General features: G+C 66.1%; 12 protein-coding genes. 3 read left to right on the top strand and 9 right to left on the bottom strand.

From position 1 onward, the window contains the following. Positions 1-114: 114 nt before the first annotated feature. Positions 115-1,311, bottom strand: a complete 1,197-nt coding sequence (locus AC1DYX_RS04100; RefSeq protein WP_477256540.1) for an AraC family transcriptional regulator — start codon at positions 1,309-1,311, stop codon at positions 115-117. Between the two features lie 155 nt (positions 1,312-1,466). Continuing rightward, positions 1,467-3,623, bottom strand: coding sequence for a glycoside hydrolase family 3 C-terminal domain-containing protein (locus AC1DYX_RS04095; protein WP_477256538.1), 2,157 nt, complete (start codon positions 3,621-3,623; stop codon positions 1,467-1,469). Between the two features lie 275 nt (positions 3,624-3,898). Here AC1DYX_RS04095 and AC1DYX_RS04090 point away from each other — a divergent pair, with 275 nt between their 5' ends. Together AC1DYX_RS04090 and AC1DYX_RS04085 are read left to right on the top strand one after the other, a co-directional pair. Next, positions 3,899-4,798 (top strand): alpha/beta hydrolase, encoded by a 900-nt coding sequence (locus tag AC1DYX_RS04090; RefSeq protein WP_477256536.1) that lies wholly within the window; start codon positions 3,899-3,901, stop codon positions 4,796-4,798. 171 nt (positions 4,799-4,969) lie between these two features. Beyond that, on the top strand, positions 4,970-6,862 hold the full coding sequence (locus tag AC1DYX_RS04085) for a glycoside hydrolase family 97 protein (protein ID WP_477256534.1): 1,893 nt from the start codon (positions 4,970-4,972) through the stop codon (positions 6,860-6,862). 165 nt (positions 6,863-7,027) lie between these two features. Here AC1DYX_RS04085 and AC1DYX_RS04080 read toward each other — a convergent pair whose 3' ends face one another. From AC1DYX_RS04080 to AC1DYX_RS04065, 4 genes are all read right to left on the bottom strand, one after another. Beyond that, positions 7,028-8,095 (bottom strand): LacI family DNA-binding transcriptional regulator, encoded by a 1,068-nt coding sequence (locus AC1DYX_RS04080; RefSeq protein WP_477256532.1) that lies wholly within the window; start codon positions 8,093-8,095, stop codon positions 7,028-7,030. Then, positions 8,092-9,195, bottom strand: a complete 1,104-nt coding sequence (locus tag AC1DYX_RS04075) for a glycoside hydrolase family 43 protein (protein ID WP_477256530.1) — start codon at positions 9,193-9,195, stop codon at positions 8,092-8,094. Before AC1DYX_RS04075 ends, AC1DYX_RS04080 begins: the two co-directional genes overlap by 4 nt. Positions 9,196-9,205: 10 nt before the next feature. Continuing rightward, entirely contained in the window at positions 9,206-11,563 is a 2,358-nt protein-coding gene (locus AC1DYX_RS04070) for a beta-galactosidase (RefSeq protein WP_477256528.1), read from the bottom strand. Positions 11,564-11,626: 63 nt separating this feature from the next. Beyond that, complete coding sequence (locus AC1DYX_RS04065; RefSeq protein WP_477256526.1) at positions 11,627-14,620, bottom strand: TonB-dependent receptor; 2,994 nt, start codon at positions 14,618-14,620, stop codon at positions 11,627-11,629. Between the two features lie 505 nt (positions 14,621-15,125). Between AC1DYX_RS04065 and AC1DYX_RS04060 the strand changes: the two genes are divergently transcribed. Beyond that, on the top strand, positions 15,126-17,210 hold the full coding sequence (locus tag AC1DYX_RS04060) for a LamG-like jellyroll fold domain-containing protein (protein WP_477256560.1): 2,085 nt from the start codon (positions 15,126-15,128) through the stop codon (positions 17,208-17,210). A gap of 94 nt (positions 17,211-17,304) precedes the next feature. Here AC1DYX_RS04060 and AC1DYX_RS04055 read toward each other — a convergent pair whose 3' ends face one another. The 3 genes from AC1DYX_RS04055 to AC1DYX_RS04045 form a co-directional block, all read right to left on the bottom strand. After that, the gene (locus AC1DYX_RS04055; RefSeq protein ID WP_477256524.1) at positions 17,305-20,082 is read right to left on the bottom strand and encodes a TonB-dependent receptor; all 2,778 of its coding nucleotides are present in this window, start codon (positions 20,080-20,082) and stop codon (positions 17,305-17,307) included. A gap of 243 nt (positions 20,083-20,325) precedes the next feature. Beyond that, positions 20,326-21,588, bottom strand: a complete 1,263-nt coding sequence (locus AC1DYX_RS04050; protein WP_477256522.1) for a DUF2264 domain-containing protein — start codon at positions 21,586-21,588, stop codon at positions 20,326-20,328. Further along, a partial coding sequence (locus AC1DYX_RS04045; RefSeq protein ID WP_477256520.1) for a beta-galactosidase occupies positions 21,585-23,590 on the bottom strand: 2,006 nt, incomplete at its 5' end. The genes AC1DYX_RS04045 and AC1DYX_RS04050, both read right to left, overlap by 4 nt.

Here is a 23,590-nt window from a genome sequence, read left to right as displayed (position 1 = left end):
ATGCCTGAAGGCGGTGGGACGCCAGGCGTGGCGGACCGCGCGCCGGACAGTACGCAACTGCCTGGCACGGATCCCGGATGCGGGATGTCGTGTGGATGAGGGCCGTTCGCCGGCCTACTGCGTCGCCGTTTCCTGGACGGGACTGGCCGGCTGTTCGCCCTGCGCCGCAAGGGCGCGAAAGGCTTTCGGAGTACATCCGTACTCCTCCTTGAACAGCTTGTTGAAATACGAGACGTTGGCGTAGCCGATCGCGAACGCGATCTCCGCGACGGCCGCGTCGACGTTTTCCGTCAGTAGCCGGGCCGCTTCCGTCAGCCGCAGCTTGTGCAAATAACTGGTGAAGGTCAGGCCGAGTTCCGACTTCAGCACGTCGTTGATCTTCGTGCGGTTGGTGCCGGTCGCGGCGACGACGCCGTCCAGGTCCAGTTCGGGATCCATGTAGTGCGTCGCGATGTACTGCAGCAGCTTCGTCTTTTCCTTGTCACGATACGGCTCGAGCGTCAGCTGGCGGTAGGCGACGAGCGGCATGTCCTTCTTCATTTGCGTGTTCAGGCTGGCGGTCATCGCGCGCGCATGGGCGCGCAGGAACCAGACGCCGTAGGCGATCCAGCTGCCCGTCACGAGCAGCGCCAGCGCGGCAAGATTGCGATAATCGCGGCCGCGCGCGGTGATCCCGCCGATCTCGACGTGCGCGACCGTGCCGCGCGGACTCTGGCGGGTAACGCCGATCGCGAAGCGCCCCACGCGGTCCAGCGCATAGTCCTGGTGCGACAGGTCGACCTTGAACGCGTCGAACCACCAGTTGGGAATCGTCATCCGGCGCAGGTCGAGGGTGACCGGCACGCCTTCCTCGTTGCACGAGAAATTCGTCATGGCCGGCGCATAGCTAAGGAAATTGCCCGGCTGCGAAACGCGGTCAATGGGCAGGGACATGATGAACATGAACGTGTTCGCCGGCTTGCAGCGGGCGAGGAACGTGATGGTGTCGTAGGCGGACAGGTCGACCAGTGCCAGCCGGTCCTGGCCGTCGCGTGCCAGCAGGTCGGCGGAGACCTTCGGATCCGGCTCGTCCGGGCGCAGGTTGAGGTCGAAACGCAGCAGGTCACCACGCGCCGGATCGACGCGGATCACCCACGGATCCAGGTTCATCGAACCCAGGTTCTGGCTGCGCTGCCAGTGCACGCCGCCGTCCTGCCCCGCCAGGATCGGCAGGGCCAGGTAGCTCCGGCCGACGAGCAGCGCGGACAGCAGCGCGTCCGCGAGCACGATGAGGACGAACGCGCACAGCGCCTTTTTATAAAACTGTTGCATAGGGCATGGCGATGAGAGTCTCCGGCGTCACCTCTATCGGGGACGTCACTGGCATCATATCAGCCCACCCACTCCGGGTCGCGAATTTGCCGTTCGGAATGCATCCGGTTGCGCACATACAACGCGCCGGCGGCGTGCTGCCGCCGGCGGGACGCTCACTGGGGGACCAGCCTCCCGTTCACGTCATAGACAGCCGCGTCCAGGTGCACGGTCGTCGCGACGGCCTTGTCGTCCAGCGCGCTGGCAGCGAGGATCACCCGGTAGGTGCCGGCCGCGACCTTCCACGTCTTCGTGGCCCCGTCGTAGACGGCCAGCAGGCGCGGATCGACCGTCACGGACGCCGTGGCACTGGCGCCCGGCTTCAGCTCGACCTTGTGGAACCCGGCCAGGCGCTTCGGCGCTTCCCACTGGGCGTCGACGGGCGCCACATAGATCTGGGCCACCTCCTTGCCCGCGACCTTGCCCACGTTTTTCACGGTGAACGAGGCCTGCAGCGTGCCGCCGCTCACGCCGGCGGCCAGGCCGGACAGGGTGAAGTCTGTGTACGACAGGCCATGACCGAACGGGAACAGCGGCTTCAGGCCCTTCAGGTCAAACCATTTATAGCCGACGGCTGCGCCTTCATGGTAATCGACGTCGAAGCGCCGGTTCTCGACTTCCGGTTCCATCACCGGACGGGGCAGCTGCGCTTCCGATGCCGGGAACGTCGCAGGCAGGTGGCCGGACGGGTTCACGTCGCCGAACAGGATGCCGGCGATGGCCTCGCCGCCGCTCGTGCCGGGATACCAGGCCTCGAGGACGGCAGGCACGTGCGGCAGCCAGGGCATCGTGACGGGACCGCCCGTCTCCAGCACGACGGCCGTTTTCGGATTGGCCGCCGCCACGGCCGCGATCAGGGCATCCTGGCGGTCCGGCAGCGCCAGGGTGCGCGCGTCCACACCTTCGCCGACCCACTGGGTGGCGAACACGACGACGGCATCGGCATCGCGCGCCAGCGTCGCGGCCGCCACGGGATCGGCGCCGTCGTGGTAGACGACCGTCGCGCCGGGCGCATGGCGGCGGATGGCGTCCAGCGGCGCCGACGGGTAATACATCACCGGACCGGGCCACGTCGTCGGCGCGATGCCCGGCACGGCGTTGCCGCCCACCGGATACACGAGCGACGAGCCGCCGCCCGCCAGCACGCCCTTGTCCGCGTGGCCGCCGATCACGACGATGCGCTTCGCGCTCTTCTTCAGCGGCAGCACGTGCCCGTCGTTCTTCAGCAGCACCATGCCTTCCTGCGCATCCTTCTGCGACACGGCGGCGTGCGCCTTGAAATCGATCGTGTCCGGCGCCGGCGCCACCGGATGGTCGACGACGCCGTGAGCGAACATCGACCTCAGGATGCGGCGTGCCATGTCGTCCAGGCGCGCCTGCGGCACCCAGCCGTTCAGCACGGCTTCCTTCAGCGGCGGGCCGAAGTAATTGGCCAGGTCGAACGGCATGCCCGACTGCTGGTCCAGTCCCGCGTTGGCAGCCGGTATCGTGCTGTGCACCGCACCCCAGTCCGACATGACCCAGCCCTTGAAGCCCCAGTCGCCCTTCAGCACGCCGTTCAGCAGGTAATCGTTCTCGCACGCGTACACGCCGTTCACGCGGTTATAGGAGCACATCACGGCGCCCGGATCGCCGTCCTCGCGTGCGAACTGCAGCGCCAGCAGGTCGGACATGCGCGCCGCCGCGTCGCCGATCTTGACGTTCACGGTGGTGCGGTTCGTCTCCTGGTCGTTCAGCGCGTAATGCTTCAAGGTCGAGACGACGTGATTCGACTGGATGCCCTTGATCTGCGCGCCCACGATGCGGCCGGCCAGCAGCGGATCCTCGCCGCCATATTCGAAATTGCGGCCGTTGCGCGGCTCGCGCATCAGGTTCACGCCGCCCGCCAGCAGCACGTTGAAGCCATAGGCACGCGCCTCGGCACCGATCATGGCGCCGCCCGCATGGGCCGTCGCCACGTCCCACGTGGCCGCCGTGTTCAGGCCGGACGGCAGCGCCGTCGCCAACCGGACGTTCGGGCCGCCCTGGCTCGCCACGCCGAGGCCGGCATCCGTTTCCCACAGGTGCGGGATGTGCAGCCGTGGTACGCCGTAGATGAACCCGGCGGACTGGTTGTGCGACAGCTCCGGGCGTTTCATCTTCTTGTCGTCACTGTCGGAACCGAAGTAGCCGTAGACGAGCGCCAGCTTTTCGTCCAGCGTCATCTCGCGCAGCACCAGGCCGGCCCGCTCGTCCGCGCCCAGCTTCGCATCCATCCATGGCTCGGCGGCCATCACACTGCCGCAGCTGATTGCTGCGGCGCACAACAGAACTAACTTTTTCTTCATTGTCGCAAGACGGCGCACGGCTGATCCTCGAAGGCAAAAGGAAACATTGTCCGGGCCCCGCCACGGCGCCGCAATAGCGAAAATCGCGAAGAGTCGACATGAAATTACCGTATCCGGCGACGTTGGCAAAAATCATTCGCCGCACTCTCGGATTTCACAATTGCCGTGCGCCCTCCCCCGTGCTCACAATCGCATCCCACACATTCGATCCGGACCCGCCCATGCGCAAGCTGTTCTTGACTCTCCTCTTCCTCGTCGCCGCGGGAGCGCAGGCGCAGACGACCATGATCCCGCTGTGGCCGGAGGGTGTCCCGAATCCGAAGGCCGGGGTCGCGCCCGAACGGGAGGACGGCGGCGGCAACATCACCCACGTCTCCCAGCCGACGCTGACCTGGTACCCCACCGCGTCCGACCGCCAGGCCCGGACGGCGGTCATCGTCTGCCCCGGCGGCGGCTACGAATTCCTGTCGTTCACGCACGAAGGCCGCCAGTACGCGCAATGGCTGAACAGTCTCGGCGTCGCCGCCTTCGTGCTCAAGTACCGTCTGTCCGACTTCGGCCACCCCGCCCCGCTGCAGGACGTGCTGCGCGCGATCCGCACCGTGCGCGCCCATGCCGCCGAATACGGCGTGGATCCCGACCGCATCGGCGTAATGGGCAGTTCGGCCGGCGGCCACCTGGCCGCCAGCGCGGCCACGCTGTTCGACGACCCGTCCGGCCGCACCGGCGCGGCGCTGGATGAGGTCAGCGCCCGGCCCGACTTCGCCATGCTGGTCTACCCGGTCATCACCCTGACACCGCCCACCGCCCACGCCGGCTCGCGCATCGCGCTGCTGGGCGCGAACGCGAGCGCGGAGCAGGTCAGGCAGATGTCGGTCGAGACCCGGGTCGGCCCCGGCACGCCCCCGACGCTGCTGGTCCACTCGCAGGACGACGGCCTGGTCCCGGTCGACAACAGCATCCTGTTCTTCCAGGCCCTGACCCGCGCCCACGTGCCGGCGGAAATGTATTTGTTCGAGCACGGTGGCCACGGCATGGGCATGAGCGCCGGCCAGGGTACCGCGTCGCTGTGGCCGAAGCGCGCCGAGGAATGGCTGCGCGACCGCAAGCTGATCCAGTAAGCCTCCCGTTTTCCACCTCGCTAATCCGCGACGGCAACGGGTTGGGCCTCTGGCCCGGCGCGTGACGTGATCCCCGGGGCTGGCGCCAGCCCCATCCGCACCGTTATTGTTTGCTTTCCCCTCAGGATATCTGCTAGCATGTGATCGATAACAAACTCTTTATTCTGACCCATGCGTATCCTGTTTGCCGCCCTCTGCCTGCTGGGCGCCTCCCTTGCCCACGCGGCCGGGGCCGACCTCGCCGAACGCGTCGCCTCGCCGGACGGCCATATCGCCCTCGAGCTGACGCAAAAGACGGACGCCGCCGGCAAGCATGCACTGTACTACAACGTGCGCTTCGACGGCGAGCCCGTCATCCGCGAATCGCTGCTGGAACTGCGGCTCGACAACCACCTGTCCGAAAACGCGATGGCGCTGCCGGTCGACCATCACGCGCGCTGGTTCGAGAATCTGCGCGTGACGGGCGTGCGCCGCGCCAGCCACGACAGCACGTGGACGCCCGTCACGGGCGAGCGCGCACGCATCCGCGACCACTACGAAGCACTGACCGTCGACCTGGTCAAGGACGACAACCCGATGTACAAGCTGTCCGTCGAAGTGCGCGCCTACGACGAGGGCGTCGCCCTGCGCTTCGCGTTCCCCGAGAACGAAAAAGGCACGTATTACCGCGTGGTCGGCGAAGACGTGGAATTCGCCCTCCCCGCCGGCACGCGCGCCTGGTTCCACGGCTGGGCCCAGGGTCCGTACAAGCTGCTGCCGCTGCGCGACTGGCCGGACCAGGCCGAGCGCCCGCTCACGCTGGAACTGCCGAATGGCCTCTCCGTCGCGCTGCTGGAAGCGCGCATGGTCGATTACGCCCGCACCAAGTTCAGGCTGAGCGCCGACAAGCCCGACACGATCGTCACCGCGATGCACGATCCGGCCGACCTGATCTCGCCGTTCGCCACGCCGTGGCGCGGCATCATGATCGCGCGCCGTCCCGGCCAGCTGATCGAGAACGACCATTTCATCCTGAACCTGAACGATCCGTCGCGCATCGCCGACTCGTCCTGGATCAAGCCGGGCAAGATCATGCGCGTGATGTCGCTGACGACGAAGGACGCGAAGGCCAACATCGACTTCGCCGCCCGCCACCACCTGCAGTACGTGCTGTTCGACTTCAAGTGGTACGGCAACGCGTTCTCGTTCGACGCGGACGCGACCAAGGTCGCGATTCCCGACTTCGACCTCCCCGGCATCATCGCCTACGCGAAGGACAAGGGCATCGGCGTATGGCTGTACGTGAACCAGCAGGGCCTGCTCGCGCAGTCCGACACGCTGTTCCAGACCTACCGCGACTGGGGCGTCAAGGGCGTGAAGTTCGGCTATGTGCAGGTGGGCTCGCACCGCTGGACGACCTGGGTCGAAAAGACCATCCAGCAGGCCGCCGCCGCCCACATCATGGTCAACATCCACGACGACTGGCGTCCCACCGGCGAACAGCGCACCTGGCCCAACCTGATGACGGCGGAAGGCATCCGCGGCAACGAGGAAATGCCCGACGCGACCCACAACACCGTGCTGCCCTTCGTGCGCTTCCTCGCCGGCGCCGCCGACTACACGATCTGCTACTACGACCCGCGCATCAAGACCACGCACGCGCACCAGCTCGCACTGGCCGTCGTCTACTACAGCCCGTTGCAGACCCTGTACTGGTACGACCGGCCGGAGCGCTCGCACGACGAGCCGGAACTGGGGTTCTGGGACCGCATCCCGACCACGTGGGACGAGACGCGCGTGCTGGACGGCGCACCGGGCCGCGACGTGACGATCGCCCGCCGCGCTGGCGCCGAATGGTTCGTGGGCAGCATCACGAACAACGAGGCGCGCCGCGTGAAGGTGCGCCTGGACTTCCTGCCGCCGGGTCAGCGCTACGAGGCGACGATCTATGCGGACGATCCCGCCGCGACGACGGCGACGCACGTGGGCATCCGCGAGCGCGCGGTGGATGCGGGGACGGTGCTGGAGCTCGACCTGCCGGCCTCGGGCGGCCAGGCGCTGTGGCTGCGTCCCGCCACGAAGTGATGAAAAAACGAACGGACTGAAACCGCGTCGATGCCGTAGGGTGGGCATTTGAGGCCGGGGGGGATTGATGCCGGGGGCATCAATCCAATGAAACGTGCCCACGCGTAACGCCAACAGGCCGCATACGTCACGCGTGGGCACAGGGGTGCCCACCCTACCCGGTGATCAATCGGTACCGGAAGTGGATTCGCGCACAACGAGCGTGTAAGGCATCAGGAGGTGCCGGGGCTCGCAGGCGTGCCCCGTGCGTTGCGTGCGGATGTGCTCGACCAGCAGCGCCACGGCGCTGCGTGCCATTTCCGTGATCGGCTGGTGAATGGTCGTCAGTTCCGGCCACACGGTCGTGGCGACGGGCGTGTCGTCGAAGCCGCAGACGGTCAGGTCGGACGGAACCTGCAGATGCAACCCGTGCGCCACGGCGATGACGGCGGCCGCCATGTCGTCGTTGCTGGCGAAAATCGCGGTGGGCCGCGTCGGGCGGTCCAGCAGCTCGCGCGCCGCCACGAGGCCGGAGCGGTACGTGAACATGCCCTGCGCCACCCGCTCGGCGCGCACCTCGAGGCCGGCCTCGCGCATGGCATCGAGGAACGCCTGGTAGCGCAGCTGGGCCGGCGTGTGCTCCGGATCGCCCTTGATGAAGCCGATGTCCCGGTGGCCCAGCGCCAGCAGGTGCTGCGTCATCGTCAGCGCACCCGCGTAGTCGTCGATGCGCACGGCCGACATCTGCGCCGACGGCCGCCCCGTCGCCACCGCCACGGACGGGATGCCGAGTTCCGTCAACTGCTTGAGGGCCGCCCTGTTGTCGCACAGCGGCGGCGGCACGAGGATGCCGTCGGCGCCGTCGTCGATCAGGCGGTCGATCGCCTTGCGCTGGCTGCGCAGGTCGTCGCAGTGCTCGAGGAGCAGGTGCGCGCCCGTCCGGCCGCATTCGCCGAGGGCGCCGACGAGCAAGGCGCTCAGGAACGCGGCACTCGGGTTGCTGTACAGGAGGCCGACGCGCAGGGTGCCGATACGCGCCGCGCGCGCCGCCACGTTCACCTGGTAATTGAGTTCATCGATCGCGCGCAGGACTTTTTCGCGGTTCCTGGCGCTGACGCTGGGGTTGCCGTTGATGACACGCGACACCGTCATGGCCGACACCCCGGCGTGCGCGGCGACGTCCCAGACCGTCGCGCCGCCCCCGCCGCCCGTACTGCGCTCGTTCGTGCCCGATTCGCCGGCTGCGTTCTTCACTTGGCCCCCGCGGATCCGGGTCCGTCGCACGGCAGCTTGTCCAGGTCGCCCAGCGTCCAGCTGTCGCGCCAGCGCACGACGGGCTTGTCGCCCTCCCATTCGACGGGCAGCCAGACGTAGCGGCCGTCGATGGCATCCTTCGGGCGCCAGACGTCGAACATCAGGATGTGCCGCGTACAGCCGTTGCGGCGCAACGTCAGCGCGTAGGTCGACTGGCCGCCGAACGTGATCTTCTGTTGCTCCGGCGTGCCGCGCACGGGATTGCCGAGCGCCTTCCACGGACCGAGGATGTGATCCGCCACGTACGACTTGGCCGCGTTCGGTGCCCAGCCGCTCAGGCCCGACGTCACGAGATAGTATTTGCCGCCCTGCTTGAAGATGGCCGGGGCTTCGTCGTCGCCGCCCGCCAGCACGCGTGCGTACCGCCCGGCGCTGCGCAGGTAGTCGTCGGAAAGGCGCGACACGTGCATCATGTGGTTTTCCTCCGACGCGTAGAGGTCGTAGGCGGCGCCGTCGTCATCCACGAACAACGTCATGTCGCGCGCCATCTGGCCGCCGGCGTGGTCGCGCGCGAGGAACGAGGTGGCGGGATCCTTGTCTTCCGGCCAGGCGCCGGCGTCGGGACGGAACGAACCCTGGAAGACATACGGCCCCGTCACCTTGTCGGCCACGGCCACGCCGGCGCGCGCCGCGTCGTAACGCTTGCCTTTCAGCTCCAGGTGGAACCACATCACGAACTTGCCCGTCTTCGGATTGCGGATCACCTTCGGCCGTTCGATGATCGAACCCCGCTCGATGTCGCTGCCCGGCACGTCGCTGACGGCCAGCGCGATGCCTTCGTCGCGCCAGTCGGTCAGGTTGCGCGAACTATAGACGTGCACCCCGACCTGGGCCTTGTTGCCCGCCTCGCCCGCGACCTTGTGCTCGCCGAACCAGTAATACACGCCCTGGTGCTCGAGGATGCCGCCGCCGTGCGCGTTGATGTGCACGCCCTTGTCGTCGGGCCACAGCGCGCCGGGACGGAACGTGTCGTCCGCCCGTGCGTGAAACGCGGCAGCCACCAGGGCCGCCGCCAGCACTACCTTCGTCCTGATTTTCATGATGTCTCCTTTATTGTTGGTCGGTCACCAGCGCCGTGCCCACGTAGATGCGGTAGCGGCGGATGCGTCCCGCGACGCCGTCCGGCCCCTGGCGCGGCACATAGCGCAGTCCCGCGACATCGGCCCGCGTTCCCAGGTCGATCACGAGGCGGTGGGGGTAGCCGCCGCCCTTGTCCGCCGTGATCCAGTAATCGCTGTTCTGGCCATTGATGGCGTTCAGCGCGCCACCGTCTTCCTTGTCCGCTTCCTCGCTGTCGACCCAGGCGATGGTCCAGTTGGACTGGTCGAGCGCCTTGCCGTCCCTGTCCAGCAGCGCCAGCTCGGCGATGGCAGCGTAAGGCTTGCCGTCGAAAGCGTCCAGTGCCTCGATGCAGAACTGGCGGCCCGTGGCCGGCGCGTCGAAGCGCACATCCTGCGTCTGCGAGCCCGGCGCGAACGCGCCCGCGTGCACGGGCGTAACGCCGTCCAGGCGCAGGCGCGCCGTGGGCGCCGGCCGCGCCAGGTCGCGCTCGCGGCGCAACCGGTCCAGAACGGGTGCGGCCAGGCCGGCGATGCGCGGCACATCCGGCCCGGTCAGGTCCAGCACGACGACCTCGTTGCGTCCCTTGCGCAGCCACGGCCCCGGCAGATACATCGTCTGCGTGGGCCCGATGCTCCAGAAGCGCCCCAGGCAACGGCCGTTGACCCAGACGATGCCCTGCCCCCATGCGGACATGTCGAGGAACGTGTCGTCCGTGCGCGCGGCATCGAAGCCGCCGCGCCAGAACGCCGCGCCCTTCCCGCGACCCTTCTTGAACGCCAGCGGCGGCAGCGTGCCGTCCGCGTCGAAGTCCAGTGCACGGATTTCCCAGCCTTCGACCGGCTGCGCCTTGCCGCCCTTTACGGTGAACGTGACCGGACCGTGCAGGCCCTTGCGGTCGTGGACTTCCGGACCGAAGTTCACGCGTGCGATCGTGTACAGCAGGATGTCCACGACGGCGGGTTTGCTGCGCGCCGGGATGTCGACCCTGTAGCGGCGGTAGCGCGTGTCGAACGTGCCGACCGGCTTGCCGTCGAGGTGGACCCATGCGAGGTCGCGCACGCGCGCCGCTTCCAGCACGCCGGCCGGGCCCGCGGGCAACGTGACGCGATACGCGACGAGGCCGCGGCTGATGTCGTATTGCTCGATCGGACGCGGCGACTGGTCCCTGATCACGCGTGCCGGCAGCGCGGCCTTGACGGACACGGATTCGGCCAGCATGAACGGCGCGATCGTCTGCACGGGCATGCGCGGCGGCGGTTCCGGCAGCTTTTCGCCGGGCGCGAGGAATGGCGTGATGGCGGCACGGTAGGCGTCGAATTTCTCGCCGATCCATCCTGCTTCCCCGATGGGCGCATCGTAGTCGTAGCTGCTGGTGTCGGGCCGGAACGGACGGTCGCAGCCGCCCCACAGCCCGAACGTCGTACCGCCGTGCGCCATGTACAGGCTGAACGAACCATTCGCCTTCAGCATCGCCGCGATGTCCTTCGTCGCCCCCTCGACGGTGCCGCCGTGGTGCGGCGCGCCCCACGTGTCGAACCAGCCCGAGTAGTATTCGCCGCACATGCGCGGCCCCTTCTGCACCGCGTCCAGCGCCTTGAAGCCGGCGGCCGGATCGCTGCCGAAGTTCGCCACCGTGAACAGTTCCGGAATGTGCGTGCGCGCGACGGCATTCGTCGGATTGCACTGGAACAGCGGGACGTCGAAGCCGGCATCCAGCAACGACTGGCGCAGCACGCGCAGGTAGCCCACGTCGTCGCCATAGAAGCCGTATTCGTTCTCGACCTGCACCATCAGGATGTTGCCGCCCTGCGTCACCTGCCGCGGGCCCAGCACGCGGCCGACTTCCTTCAGCCAGCGCCGCACGGGCGCCAGGTAGGCTTCATCACGTGTGCGCAGGAACGCATCGCCGTCGTGCTTCAGCAGCCACCACGGCAGGCCGCCCATTTCCCACTCCGCGCAGGCGTACGGGCCGGGGCGCAGGATCACCCACAGGCCTTCCTCTTGCGCGAGCCGGCAGAATTCGGCTGCGTCGCGCTGCGCGGCCCAGTCGTAGCGGCCTTCCCGCCACTCGTGGTAATTCCAGAACAGGTAGGCGCAGACGGCGTTCAGGCCCATCGCCTTCATCAGCTTGAGGCGGTGGCCCCAGTATTCGCGCGGGACGCGGGCGAAGTGCATTTCGCCGCAGCGGATCTGGAGCGGCTTGCCGTCGAGGAGAAAGTCGTGTTCCCCGACCCTGAAGCGGTGCGAGGCGGCGGCGAGCACACTGGCGGACAGCGGCAGCAGCGCGCTGCCCAAGGCCGCGGCGCCGCCTTGCAGCAGGCGGCGGCGCTGGAAATCGGTCGTCATGGAATCGGTATCCGAAAAAAAAAGCACCACCGGCGCGGGCCGGTGGTGCCGTTACAGCAAGGATCAGAACTTGTAGCGCAGGCCCAGGCTGAATACGCGGCCGTTATCCACGTGCGAGTACTCGCGGTCCGTTTCCAGGGTCTGCACTTCGCCGGTGTAGCGGTTGTTCGCCTTGTTCGTCAGGTTCGACGCGTTGGCGGACAAGGTCAGGTGCTCGTCGATCGCGTAGTTGAGCGACGCGTCGAGCAGACCGTAGTCGGCAATGTACGTGCTGGACATCGGCGAGAGTGCGTTGTAGGTGCGCGCCTCGGACGAGCGCCAGGTGTACACGAGGCGGGCCGACAGCTTCTTGTCCTCATACATGCCGGTCAGGCTGTAGCTGTTCTTGGAGACAAAGTTCTGCTGCGTCTTGATGAAGACGGGCGCCGTGGCCGTGCCGATATTCAGCGGCGCCAACGTATCGACATACGTGTACGATCCCGCCACACCGAAGTTCTTGTACCAGCTGTCCGTGCCGTTGAAGAACCACTGCCCGGACAATTCCGCGCCGCGTGCATAGCCCTTGGCGGCATTGACGGTCTTCGAGATCAGGTACTGCCCGCTCGAGCAGCCGTTGCTGATGCCACCGGCGTAAGGTGYCGCGTTCGGCACCGTCACGCAGCTCGCGAGCGAGCTGAAGAAGCCGTCGATCTTCTTGTCGAACAGACCGAGCGCCACAAAGTTCGTCGAGCTGAAATAGCGCTCGAACGAGAGGTCGTAGCTGTCGGCGGTCTGCGGACGCAGATCCGGATTGCCCAGGTTGGCGGTGCCGTTCGACGCGTTGACGGAAATGTTCGGATTCAGCTGGTCAATCCCGGGACGGGTGATGCCTTTGCCGTAGCCGACGCGGACCAGGAAGTCGTTCGTGATGTCGTAGGTGGCGTTGAGCGCCGGCAGGACATTCGTGTAGGTCGTCGATTTCGTGTAATCGATGATCGGGGACGTCGGGACGGTCGCGTCGGAGAGGACGCGCGCGGTCGCCACGGATTTGGTGCGGACGACGCGAACGCCGACGTTACCCTTCAGGCGATCGTCGAACGCCGCGAAGTCGCCGGAGACGTAGCCCGCAGTCGTATTCTCGTTGAGGAAACGACGGTTCAGCTGGTTTTCCGGATAGCTACCCTCGAGCGCGATACCCGATTGCGGGAATTGCTCGGCCACCTGGTTGCCCAGCAGCGCGTCCGACTTGTACACGACATAGCCGCCCGTATAGCCGTTCTGGTTGTGCAGGAGGTTGGACGGGATCTGTTCCATGCTGCCTGCCTTGGACGAGGCGTAGATCGCGTTCGAGTAATCGGCGGCGAGCGGCTTGCCGTCCGTCGTCAGCCACTTGCCCCCGGCGTACGGCGTCTTGTCGTAGTAACGGTTGGTCTGATGGGCAAAGCGCGTACCGAACTTCAGCCGGCTGAAGAAGCCGTCCTCGAACGTATAGATACCGTTGAGCGCGGTCGCGGCGCCATTGTCGTCGAAGACATTGTAGGCGTCGCCGTTGTATTTCTGGAAGACGTAGTTGGCCGGATTGGAGACATTCGCGCCATTATCGCCGGTAACTTTCGTCAAGTGGCCGGCCGTCCAGTTTTCGTTGACGCGATCGACAGTGTAGAACACGTTCGGTGCGTTGGTCATCTCGACACGGCGGTTATCCTTGATGCGGTCCGCCTTGATGTAGGAGACATCGGCCTTGAGCGACAGCGAGGACGTCGGCTTCCACTCGGCGCCCGTGGCCATGTTCCAGGTCGTGTAGGGGCTGCGATCATCGCCGCCCCACGAACCGATCTGCTGGTTCAGGAAGGTACCGCTATGCACACGCTGGCTCGACAGGACATCGTCGCTGCCGCCATTGAAGTTGCGGTTGGCCATGCTCTCGGTGATGGCGAACGGCGCGAGCGTCAGATTCTGGACGTTGCCGCCGTAGCCGGTCATGAAGCGGCTGAAACGATAGTTCTGGTGGTAGACGTAACGGTTGTAGTTGCTTTCAGCATAGAAGCGCAAGGTATTGTCGACGCGATAATCGGCCGCCAGATTCATGCCTTTGCGCTCGCGCATGATGGTTTCTTCCGTGGGCCAGGGACCGGCACCGGTGAAGGAGATGATATTCGCAACCTCAGCGGGGGTCAGCCCGGCCGTGTTCGGCGTTTGCGCGCCGACGGTGGCCGACGTCGGCAGCAGCGGCACCGGCGCCAGGTACGTGATGTCGCTGCGGCCGACATACTTCGACATCGGCAGGGTCGGTTTGTTGCTCGTGTTCGCGGCCGCCTTGGTCGCGTATTCGGCGCTGTCGGCACGGACCGTGCGCCGGTAGTCGGCACCCGGACCGCCGCCGCTCTGGTCCATGCGACCGGTGGTCTTCTGGTAGGCGACCGCGGCCAACACGCCGATGCGCGAACCGCCGCCGAGGTCGAAGCGGTTGGCGACCAGTCCGAACAGTTCAGGCTCTTTTTTCTTGACGAGATCGTTGTAGCGCATGTTAGCGTTCAGCGAGGCGGTGAAGCCCTTGAAATCGCTCGGGTTACGCGTGCGGATGTTCACCAGGCCACCGATGGCGCCTTCGATGTGTTCGGCGGAAGGGTTCTTGTAGACGTCGACGCCGGCGATCGTGGCGGGAATCGCGTCTTCGATGTTGAACTCGCGCGAGCCAGCCGTGAAATAGGCGCGTCCGTTGACTTGCGACGCCGTCTGGCCCATCAGGCCGCGAATGGCCAGGCCGGAGCCGCTGCCCCCCGGCGAAGCGCCTTCGCCGCCGTAGCGGTAGCCCTGCACGCCAGGCAGGCGCGTCAGCGTTTCCGCCACGTTGGGATCGGGCAGCTTGCCGATATCGTCGGCCGTGATCGAGTCCACGACTTCCATCGCATTGCGCTTGATGGCCACCGACGACTGCGCGCTGGCGCGGATGCCCGTCACCACGACGGTGTTGGCATCAGCCGGCGCTTCTTGTGCCATCGCCGACGAGGCGAAGGCCTGGGTCAGCGCCAGGGCGACGAGGGACATACGCGGGACGTATTTGTGCTTCTGATTCATGCTTCTTCTCCTCCAGTGATCCGAATGGACACGGTTGTCTTGTTGATTGCGACCGGTGGGGGAACCGGCCACTGTTTTAGGTATCGATAACAAAAGCGGTTCGATTATATGACAGATTCCGTTAATTAAATCCACTACTCTTAATTATTTTTTTTCCCACGCATCCTTTCTGGGCCCGCGACAACCCGAATGTACCGAATCCGCGCGGTGCGACGCCCTCGCGCACGCCTGAACTGATTAACGACAAATTTCGTGGTTAACGATAACATAAGTTTGCGATTCAGGGATAGGATCGCCACGCAATGCCAACCCGACCGGCACGCGCCGGCCATCGACCGCCGTCAACACATTGGAGACACACCACATGAAATACGACGAAGCAAGCGGCACGAGCGACACCATCGAGCAATCCCCTTCCCCGGCGCCGGATGAGGCCCTCTACGCCGAACTCTCGCGCCGCACGTTCCTGTTCAGCCTCGGCGCGCTGGCGCTCTCTGGCTGCGGGATGGATGCCGGTTCCCCACCCGGCCCCGCAGGCGGTGCCAGAACGGCCTCGCTGCTCGCCGGCACGGCGGGCTTCACGCATCCGGGCCTGCTTCACACGCAAGCCGATTTCGACCGCATGGCGGCCAGGTACACGACGGCGCCCTGGTCCGGCAGCTGGAACCTCCTGATCAATAATTCGCACGCGAGCCTGTCGTACACGCCCAATCCGCAGACCGCGATCTACCGCGGCTCCGATGGCGTCCATGCGGAAAACTACTGGATCCTGTACAACGACGTCGCCGCGGCCTACGCATGCGCGCTGCGCTATAAGGTCTCGGGCGACGTCAACTACGCGAACAAGGCCGTATCGATCATGAACGGCTGGTCGTCCACGCTAACCACCATCGGCGGCGACTCGAACTCGCAACTGGCCGCCGGCATCTACGGCTACGAATTCGCCAACGCCGGCGAGATCATGCGCACGTACAGCGGCTGGGCCGCTGCGGACTTTGCCCGCTTCCAGAACATGATGAAGACCGTGTTCTACCCGATCAACCACGATTTCCTCATCCGCCACAATGGCACGGACATCACGCATTACTGGGCCAACTGGGACCTGTGCAACATGGCCTCGATCCTGGCCATCGGCGTGCTGTGCGACGACCAGGCCCTGTTCGACGAAGCCGTCAATTACTTCACGGGCGGCCCGGGCAATGGCGCCGTCGCGCAGGCCGTGTACTACATCCACCCGGGCTTCCTGGGCCAGTGGCAGGAATCGGGCCGCGACCAGGGCCATGCCACGCTGGGCATCGCGCTGATGGGTGCGTTCTGCGAAATGGCGTGGAACCAGGGCGTGGACCTGTACGGCTACGACAACAACCGCTTCCTGATGGGCGCGGAATACGTGGCGAAGTCGAACCTGATCCAGTCCGGCACGACGTATTACACGGTGCCCTACGTCCCGTACAACAATGCCGACGACGTGCAGCAGAACGTGTTCTCGACAGGCTCCCAGGGCAACGTGCGGCCGTGCTGGGCCCTCGTCTACAACCATTACGTGAACCGCAAGGGTCTGGCCGCGCCGTATTCGAAGATGTTCGCGCTGCAGGTCCAGCCCGAGGGTGGCGGCGGCAACTACGGTTCAACCAGCGGCGGCTACGACCAGCTGGGCTACGGCACCCTCACGTGCACGCGCGACCCGATCGCGGCGGGGGCGGCACCGAGCGGCCTGAAGGCGCGCGCACCGGGCGGCAAGGTGGAATTGTCGTGGTGGGGCAGCGCCTATGCCACCAGCTACAACGTCAAGCGCGCCACGTCGACGAGCGGTCCGTGGACGACGATCGCGACCGGCATCACCGACCTGCTGACGTACACGGACAATCCGGGCACGGGCACGTGGTACTACGTCGTCAACGCCGTGACGCCTACCGGCACGACGGCCGACTCGAATCGCGCCACCGCCATCATCGGCAAGACGCTGCACACTTACCTGGCCTGCAACGAGGGGACGGGGACGACGGCGTCCGACAGCAGCGGCAACGGCCACGCCGGCACGCTTGCCGGCGGAGTGACATGGACGACGGGCCGCTCGGGCAGCGCGCTGGCGCTGAACGGCAGCACCGGCTACGTCGGCCTGCCGGCCAACCTCGTCACCGACCTGACCGACTTCACGATCTCCGCCTGGGTCGTCTGGAACGCATCGCGCGCGTGGGAACGCATCTTCGACATCGGATCGGGTACGGGGCGCTACATGTTCCTGACGCCGCGCGCGTCGAACGGCACGGTGCGCTTCGCGATCACTCTCGACGGCGGGAAGGGAGAGATGGTCGTGAACGGCACCGCAGCACTGCCGACAACGCAATGGGTGCACGTGGCCGTCACGCTCGCGGGGCAGACGGCCACGCTGTACGTGAACGGCGTCGCAGTGGGCAGCAACACGGCGGAATACTTTCCGCCCTGGCAGCTGGGCGGCACGACGCAGAACTGGATCGGCCGTTCGCAGTTCGCGGGCGATCCTTACTTCAACGGCAAGGTCGAGGAGTTCCGCATCTACCGCGGTGCGCTGAGTGCCGCGGAGATCGCGGCACTGGTCAGCGGCACCTGAGGACGTAGATGAGCCGTAGGGTGGGCACCCCGGTGCCCACGCGAACGTTTGCAGTTCGCCGGCGTCCGCGTGGGCACGGAGTGCCCACCCTACCTTAGAACTGCATCCGCAAGCCGACGTTGACGCGGCGGCCGTCGTTTTCCAGCGTGAGGAACTGGCTGTCGTTGTTGGCGTACTCGTGGACCTTGGCGTTCGTCAGGTTGATGGCGTCCAGGTACAGCGACAGCGTCGGCGTCAGGTTGTAGCGCAGGCTCGCATCCGTCTGGCCGTAGGCCGCGCGATTGCGGGGCAAGGTGCTGCCGCCGCCGCAATCGATGGAGAAGTGATTGCGCCAGTTATAGCTGGCCCGTGCCTGGAACTTGCTGTTTTCGAAGAACAGCGACGCGTTATACGATTGGCGCGACAGGCCCGGATAGCCGCAGGTCACGGGACCCGACGCCGTATCGCGGTTCGCTTCCGCATCCACGTAGGTGTAGTTCGCCGTCACACCCCAGCCCTGCAGCAGCGGATGGATATTATCGAACGCATATTGACCAGCCAGTTCCGCACCCTTGATCGTGCCCGACTGACCGTTGCGGATACGGGTGTCATGCACGATCTCGTTCGGATACTGGGCCACCTGCGTGTCCTGCAGCGACGTCTCCAGGAAGTCCGACACCTTCTTCATGAACAGGGCGGCGCTGACGTAGTTCGTCTTCGACAGATACCATTCGTACGACACGTCGTAGTTATTCGAACGCATCGGCTTCAGGTAAGGATTGCCACCGCCGCTCGTCACATAGCCRGTACGGCCGCCATACCAGTTGCTGACGCCCATCTGGTTCAGCGTCGGACGGGTCAGCGTCTTCGACGCGCCGAAGCGCAGCAGCATGTCGGACGTGAGGTCGAATTTCAGATTGGCGGACGGCAGCCAGGCGTTGTAGCTGTTGCCGACCGTATTCGTCTGCATCGGGCCCCAGTTCTGGATATAGGTCGTGTCGTTCGGGCTTTGCACCGCCGACAGCAGGATGCGGCTGGTGCCCGAGGACTCCGACTTCACGTGCATGTAGCGCAGACCCAGGTCGCCGGACCAGCCGTCGCCTTCCCACTTCGACTGGACGAAGGCATTCGCCACCTTTTCACGCACGGCCCACAGCGACGGCTTCGTGTAGTCGATCGCCATCGGGCCATTCGGGAAAATCGACTTGTCCGCGTAATGGGCCGGATCGTTCGATTGCGTGATTACGGACGGCTGGTTCAGGTAAGCCATGTAGGCATACGGGTCGAAGCTCAGGAAGTTCGGCGGCACGCCGCCGCCGCTGCCGAACGGATTGCCCAGCGGCGTCACAGTGAACAGCGACGACGGCAGCGACACGTGGTAGCCGGAGTAGGCGTTCCACGAATCCGAGCTCCAGGAAATGTGCTCGACCTTGCGCTGCGAATACGCCGTGCCCATCTGCAGACCCTTGAACACGCCCATGTCCGTATTCCACGTGGCGTTCAGGCGGCCTTCGTGCAGGTTGTCGTGGTTGGTATCGATGTTGTTCCCGACGGCGTGGGCGCGCACGGCGGTCGGATCGGCAATGCCATCGCCGAAGGTCACGGTCGGCGTCGAGCCGAAGGTCAGCACGTCGCCGTTCTTCGGCACCATGCCGGCCACGATCCACAGGTCGGGATAACCGATCGCCGTGCGCGACGTCGACAGGTCGGCTTCCAGTTTCCAGTCCGGCGACAGGTTCCACTTCGAATTCAGGCCATAGGCCAGCGTGGTCGACAGGCGGTCGCCGCCCTTGACGATCATGTCGTTCGAATTCGCCTCGCTCAGGATGCCCGCCGCGGCCAGGCCCGGATTGTTGGCGACGAAGATCGAGCCCGGACGGTCGAAACCCGTCACCTGGCCGTTCGCGTCGTATTTCACGTTCAACTGGGTCGGATTCATCCAGTCGCTGATGGCGATCACCTTGTTGCGCTGGTTCAGGCGCGAATACAGGGCGTCGGCCGTGATCTTCCAGTCGCGCGACGGATTGTATTGCACCGTCGTGTTGGCGACGAGGCGCTTGCGGCTTTCGTCCTCGTTCTGGAAGCCGTAGCTTTGCGGCATGAGCAGCTTTTTCGTGGTGACGTCCGCCGCCGTCAGCCCCGTGGAATTCAGATTGCCGTTGATCGTCTTGACGTCCAGGAGGTTCCAGGCGTCGTTGAGGGCCTTGTACTGGCGCGATTTGCGGTCCGTGTACGACAGCGAACCGGCCACGCCGAAATTCTTTTCCGCGTTCGCATAGGAATACAGGGCGCTGAGGTTCGGCGTGTTCTTCCTCGAATTCGAGTCCCACGAATCCGACACGTTGATCACGGTCGACTGGCCGGCCTTGCCGGACAGCGGACGCGCGGTCTGGATGTCGACCGTCGAACCGATGCCGCCTTCCGGCAGGAATGCCTGCGACGTCTTGTACACGATGGCCTTGGAAATCAGGTCGGACGACAGCACGTCGAAGGAGAATTCGCGTCCGCCCGTGTCGCTCGTCATCGTGCGGCCGTTGATCAGAACGTTGTTGAATTCCGGGCCCAGGCCGCGCACGGAGATGTAGCGGCCCTCGCCGTTGTTGCGCTGGATTTGCACGCCCGTCACGCGCTGCAGCGATTCGGCGATGTTCGTGTCCGGGAATTTGCCGGCATCCTCGGCCGACACGGCATCGACGACGCCGTCCTGCAGCCGCTTCGTCATCAGCGACGAACTGAGCGACGCGCGGATGCCGCTGACGACGACCTGCTGCACGGCGCCGTCGCCCGCCGGGGCCGCCGGTTCACTGGTGGTCTGCGCATCGGCGTAAGCGGCCACGCACAACTCGGCGATCAGCGTCGCCAGTACGGTTTTATAGATTCTGTTCCTGGTCATGGTTGTCCCCTGTCTCCTCGTGAAAATGCTCTTTTCCGACCGCCTGGGCATTGCGGTACGGTCCGCACGCCCGGCGACAACGTTGTCGCACAAAAGCGCCAACCGGGCGGCGATCGTATCCTTCGTCCGGTTCACCGACTGGCGCGACCAGTGTCTTTACGGCCGCGCCAACTCATTCTACGTAACAATGCCAACGTTACCGCTATGGGTTCTTTTCAATCTGGCATGCCATAAACATATATATCAGTAGCTCACGGCGTAATCCTTCGGGAACGCTTGTCCCGCGAAGGCCTTTTTCTGCGTCCAGTCCTGCGCGGGGCTCGTCCAGTACGAGTCGCCGGGCGGCAGGCCGAGCGCCAGCAGGCTCGCCGAGGCGATGTACATGCTGCCGTTGTTCGAGTAGATATCGGCCAGTTCCGGATGGTGGCCGACGAATCCGAGCGTGAGCCAGCCCTCCTTCGTGAAATTGGTGGGATCCGACCACACGGCATCGTGGACGGCGCGCATCGCGGCCCGCACCTGCCCCTCGGGCAGGCTGGCCGGCAGCTGCTTGCGCCACGCCAGCAGCGCCAGCGGCTGGAACACGGCCGTGCGGTACGTGAGCGAACGCCCGATCGGCGGATACGTCCCCGTCGGCGAGACGAAGCGCTCCAGGTGCTCGCCATAGCGCTGCATGCGCTTCAGCGCCTGCGCGCGCAGGTCCGCCGGCTTGCCGTTCCAGAACGGGGCGTTGTGCCGCTCCAGCACCTCGAGGATCTCGAGCAGCATCGGGTACATCACGTACGAGTTGTAGTAATCGAAGTGGAACGTCTCGCCATCCTTGATCCAGCCGTCGCCCACGTACCACTCGTTGACCTTGCGGATGGCGACGTTGGTGCGCATCGGGTCCGCTTCCTCGCCCACCGACAGCAGGAAGGCTTCGTTCATCGCGGCGAACAGCATCCAGTTGATGTACGGCGGCTCCACGCGGCGCAGACCCTTGATCTCGGCGACGATGCGGCGCTTCGTCGTGGCGTCGAGCGGCTGCCACAGTGCCTGCGGCGCGCGGATCAGGGCGTTCGTGAAATACGACGAATCGACCAGCGCCTGGCCGCCGCTGCGCCAGCCCAGGTAGTCCGGACTGGCCGGATCGACGGCGTGCGCATAGCTCTGCAGCGCGAGCTGGCGCAGCCGGGCGCGCAGGCGCCCTTCCGCCGTCGCATCGTCGGGTAGCGCCAGCCACGGCGCGATGCCGGCGATCAGGCGGCCGAAGCATTCCAGGTAGGCCACGTCGGGGTTGCGCCCGTCCCACGTGGGGCTCAGTTCGAGCGCAAACCGTTTTTTCAGTTCGCCGCGCGCCATCGCCGTCAGCACCGGCTCGGCCATCCTTTGCAGGAGGCCGAGCATCCAGTCGCGGTCGCTGCCCGGCGCCGACGCCGTCGCCGCCGTCGCAACGGGTGCGGCAGCCGGCGCCAGGCCTGCCACTGCGCCGGCCAGCGCGGTGCCCATGAAGTGTCGTCGTTTCATCGCTCCACCACCAGGGCATCGCCCACGTAAGCGCGGAAATGGCGGATGCGTCCGGTGACGCCATCCGGTCCCTGGCGCGGCACGTACCGCAGGCCGGCCACCTCCGCCGCGCGGCCCAGGTCGATCACGAGGCGGTGCGGGTGCGCACCGCCGTTGGCCGCCGTGATCCAGAAATCGCTGTTCTGGCCATTGATGGCGTTCAGCGCGCCACCGTCTTCCTTCGTCGCTTCCTCGCTGTCGACGTACGCGATGGTCCAGTTGGACTGGTCCAGCGTCTTGCCGTCCTTGTCCAGCAGCGCCAGTTCGGCGATGGCCGCATAAGGCTTGCCGTCGAACGCGTCGAGCGACTCCAGGCAGAACTGGCGGCCCGTCGCCGCCGCGGCGAAACGCACGTCCTGCGTTTGCGAGCCCGGCGCGAACTCGCCCTCATGGACGGGCTTCACGCTATCGAGCCGAACTTGCGCGGTGCTCGGCGGACGGGGGAAGTCGCGTTCGCGGTGCAACTGGTCGAGGATGGGCGTGGCCAGTCCGGCGATCGTGGGCGTGCCCTGCCCGCGCGGCCCCGTCAGGTCCAGCACGACGACCTCGTTGCGTCCCTTGYGCAGCCACGGCCCCGGCAAATACATCGTCTGCGTGGGACCGATGCTCCAGAAGCGGCCCAGGCAGCGGCCATTGACCCAGACCACGCCCTGGCCCCATGCGGACATGTCGAGGAACGTGTCGTCCGTGCGGGACGCATCGAACCCGCCGCGCCAGAACGCGGCGCCCTTGCCCCGGCCTTTCTTGAACGCCAGCGGCGGCAGCGTGCCGTCCGCGTCGAAGTCGAGCGCGCGGATTTCCCAGTGTTCCAGTGGCTGCGCCTTCGCGCCCTTCGGTGTGAACGTGACGGGACCGTGCAGGCCCTTGCGGTCGTGGACTTCCGGACCGAAGTTCACGCGCGCGATCGTGTACAGCAGGATCTCGACGACGGCAGGCTTGCTGCGTGCCGGGATGTCGACCTTGTAGCGGCGGTAGCGCGTGTCGAACGTGCCGACCGGCTTGCCGTCGAGGTGGATCCATGCCAGGTCGCGCACGCGCGCCGCTTCCAGCACGCCGGCCGGCCCGGCGGGCAAGGTGACGCGATAGGCGACCAGGCCGCGGCTGATGTCGTACTGTTCGATCGGACGCGGCGACACGTCCCTGATCACGCGGGTCGGCATGGCGGCCTTGACGGGCACGGATTCCGCCAGCATGAACGGTGCGATCGTCTGCACGGGCATGCGCGGCGGCGGTTCCGGCAGCTTCTCGCCGGGCGCCAGGAACGGCGTGATCGCGGCGCGGTAGGCATCGAATTTCTCGCCGATCCAGCCCGCCTCGCCGATCGGCGCATCGTAGTCGTAGCTCGTCGTATCGGGCCGGAACGGACGGTCGCAACCGCCCCACAGGCCGAACGTCGTGCCGCCGTGCGCCATGTACAGGCTGAACGAACCGTTCGCCTTCAGCATCGCGCCAATGTCCTTCGTCGCGCCCTCGACGGTGCCGCCGTGGTGCGGCGCGCCCCACGTGTCGAACCAGCCCGAGTAATATTCGCCGCACATCCGGGGCCCTTTCTGCACGGCGTCCAATGCCTTGAACCCGGCCGCCGGATCRCTGCCGAAGTTCGCCACCGAGAACAGTTCCGGGATGTGGGTACGCGCCACGGCATTCGTCGGATTGCACTGGAACAGCGGGACGTCGAAGCCGGCATCCAGCAACGCCTGGCGCAGCACGCGCAGGTAGCCCACGTCGTCGCCGTAGAAGCCGTATTCGTTCTCGACCTGCACCATCAGGATGTTGCCGCCCTGCGTCACCTGCTGCGGACCCAGCACGCGGCCGACTTCCTTCAGCCAGCGCCGCGCCGGCGCAAGATAGGCTTCGTCGCGCGTGCGCAGGAACGCATCGCCGTCGTGCTTCAGCAGCCACCACGGCAGGCCGCCCATTTCCCACTCCGCGCAGGCGTAAGGGCCCGGGCGCAGGATCACCC

The organism is Massilia sp. P2_C2 (assembly GCF_056404615.1).
The sequence above is the reverse complement of the archived record's forward strand: the minus strand, read 5'-3'. Positions and strand labels throughout refer to the sequence as shown.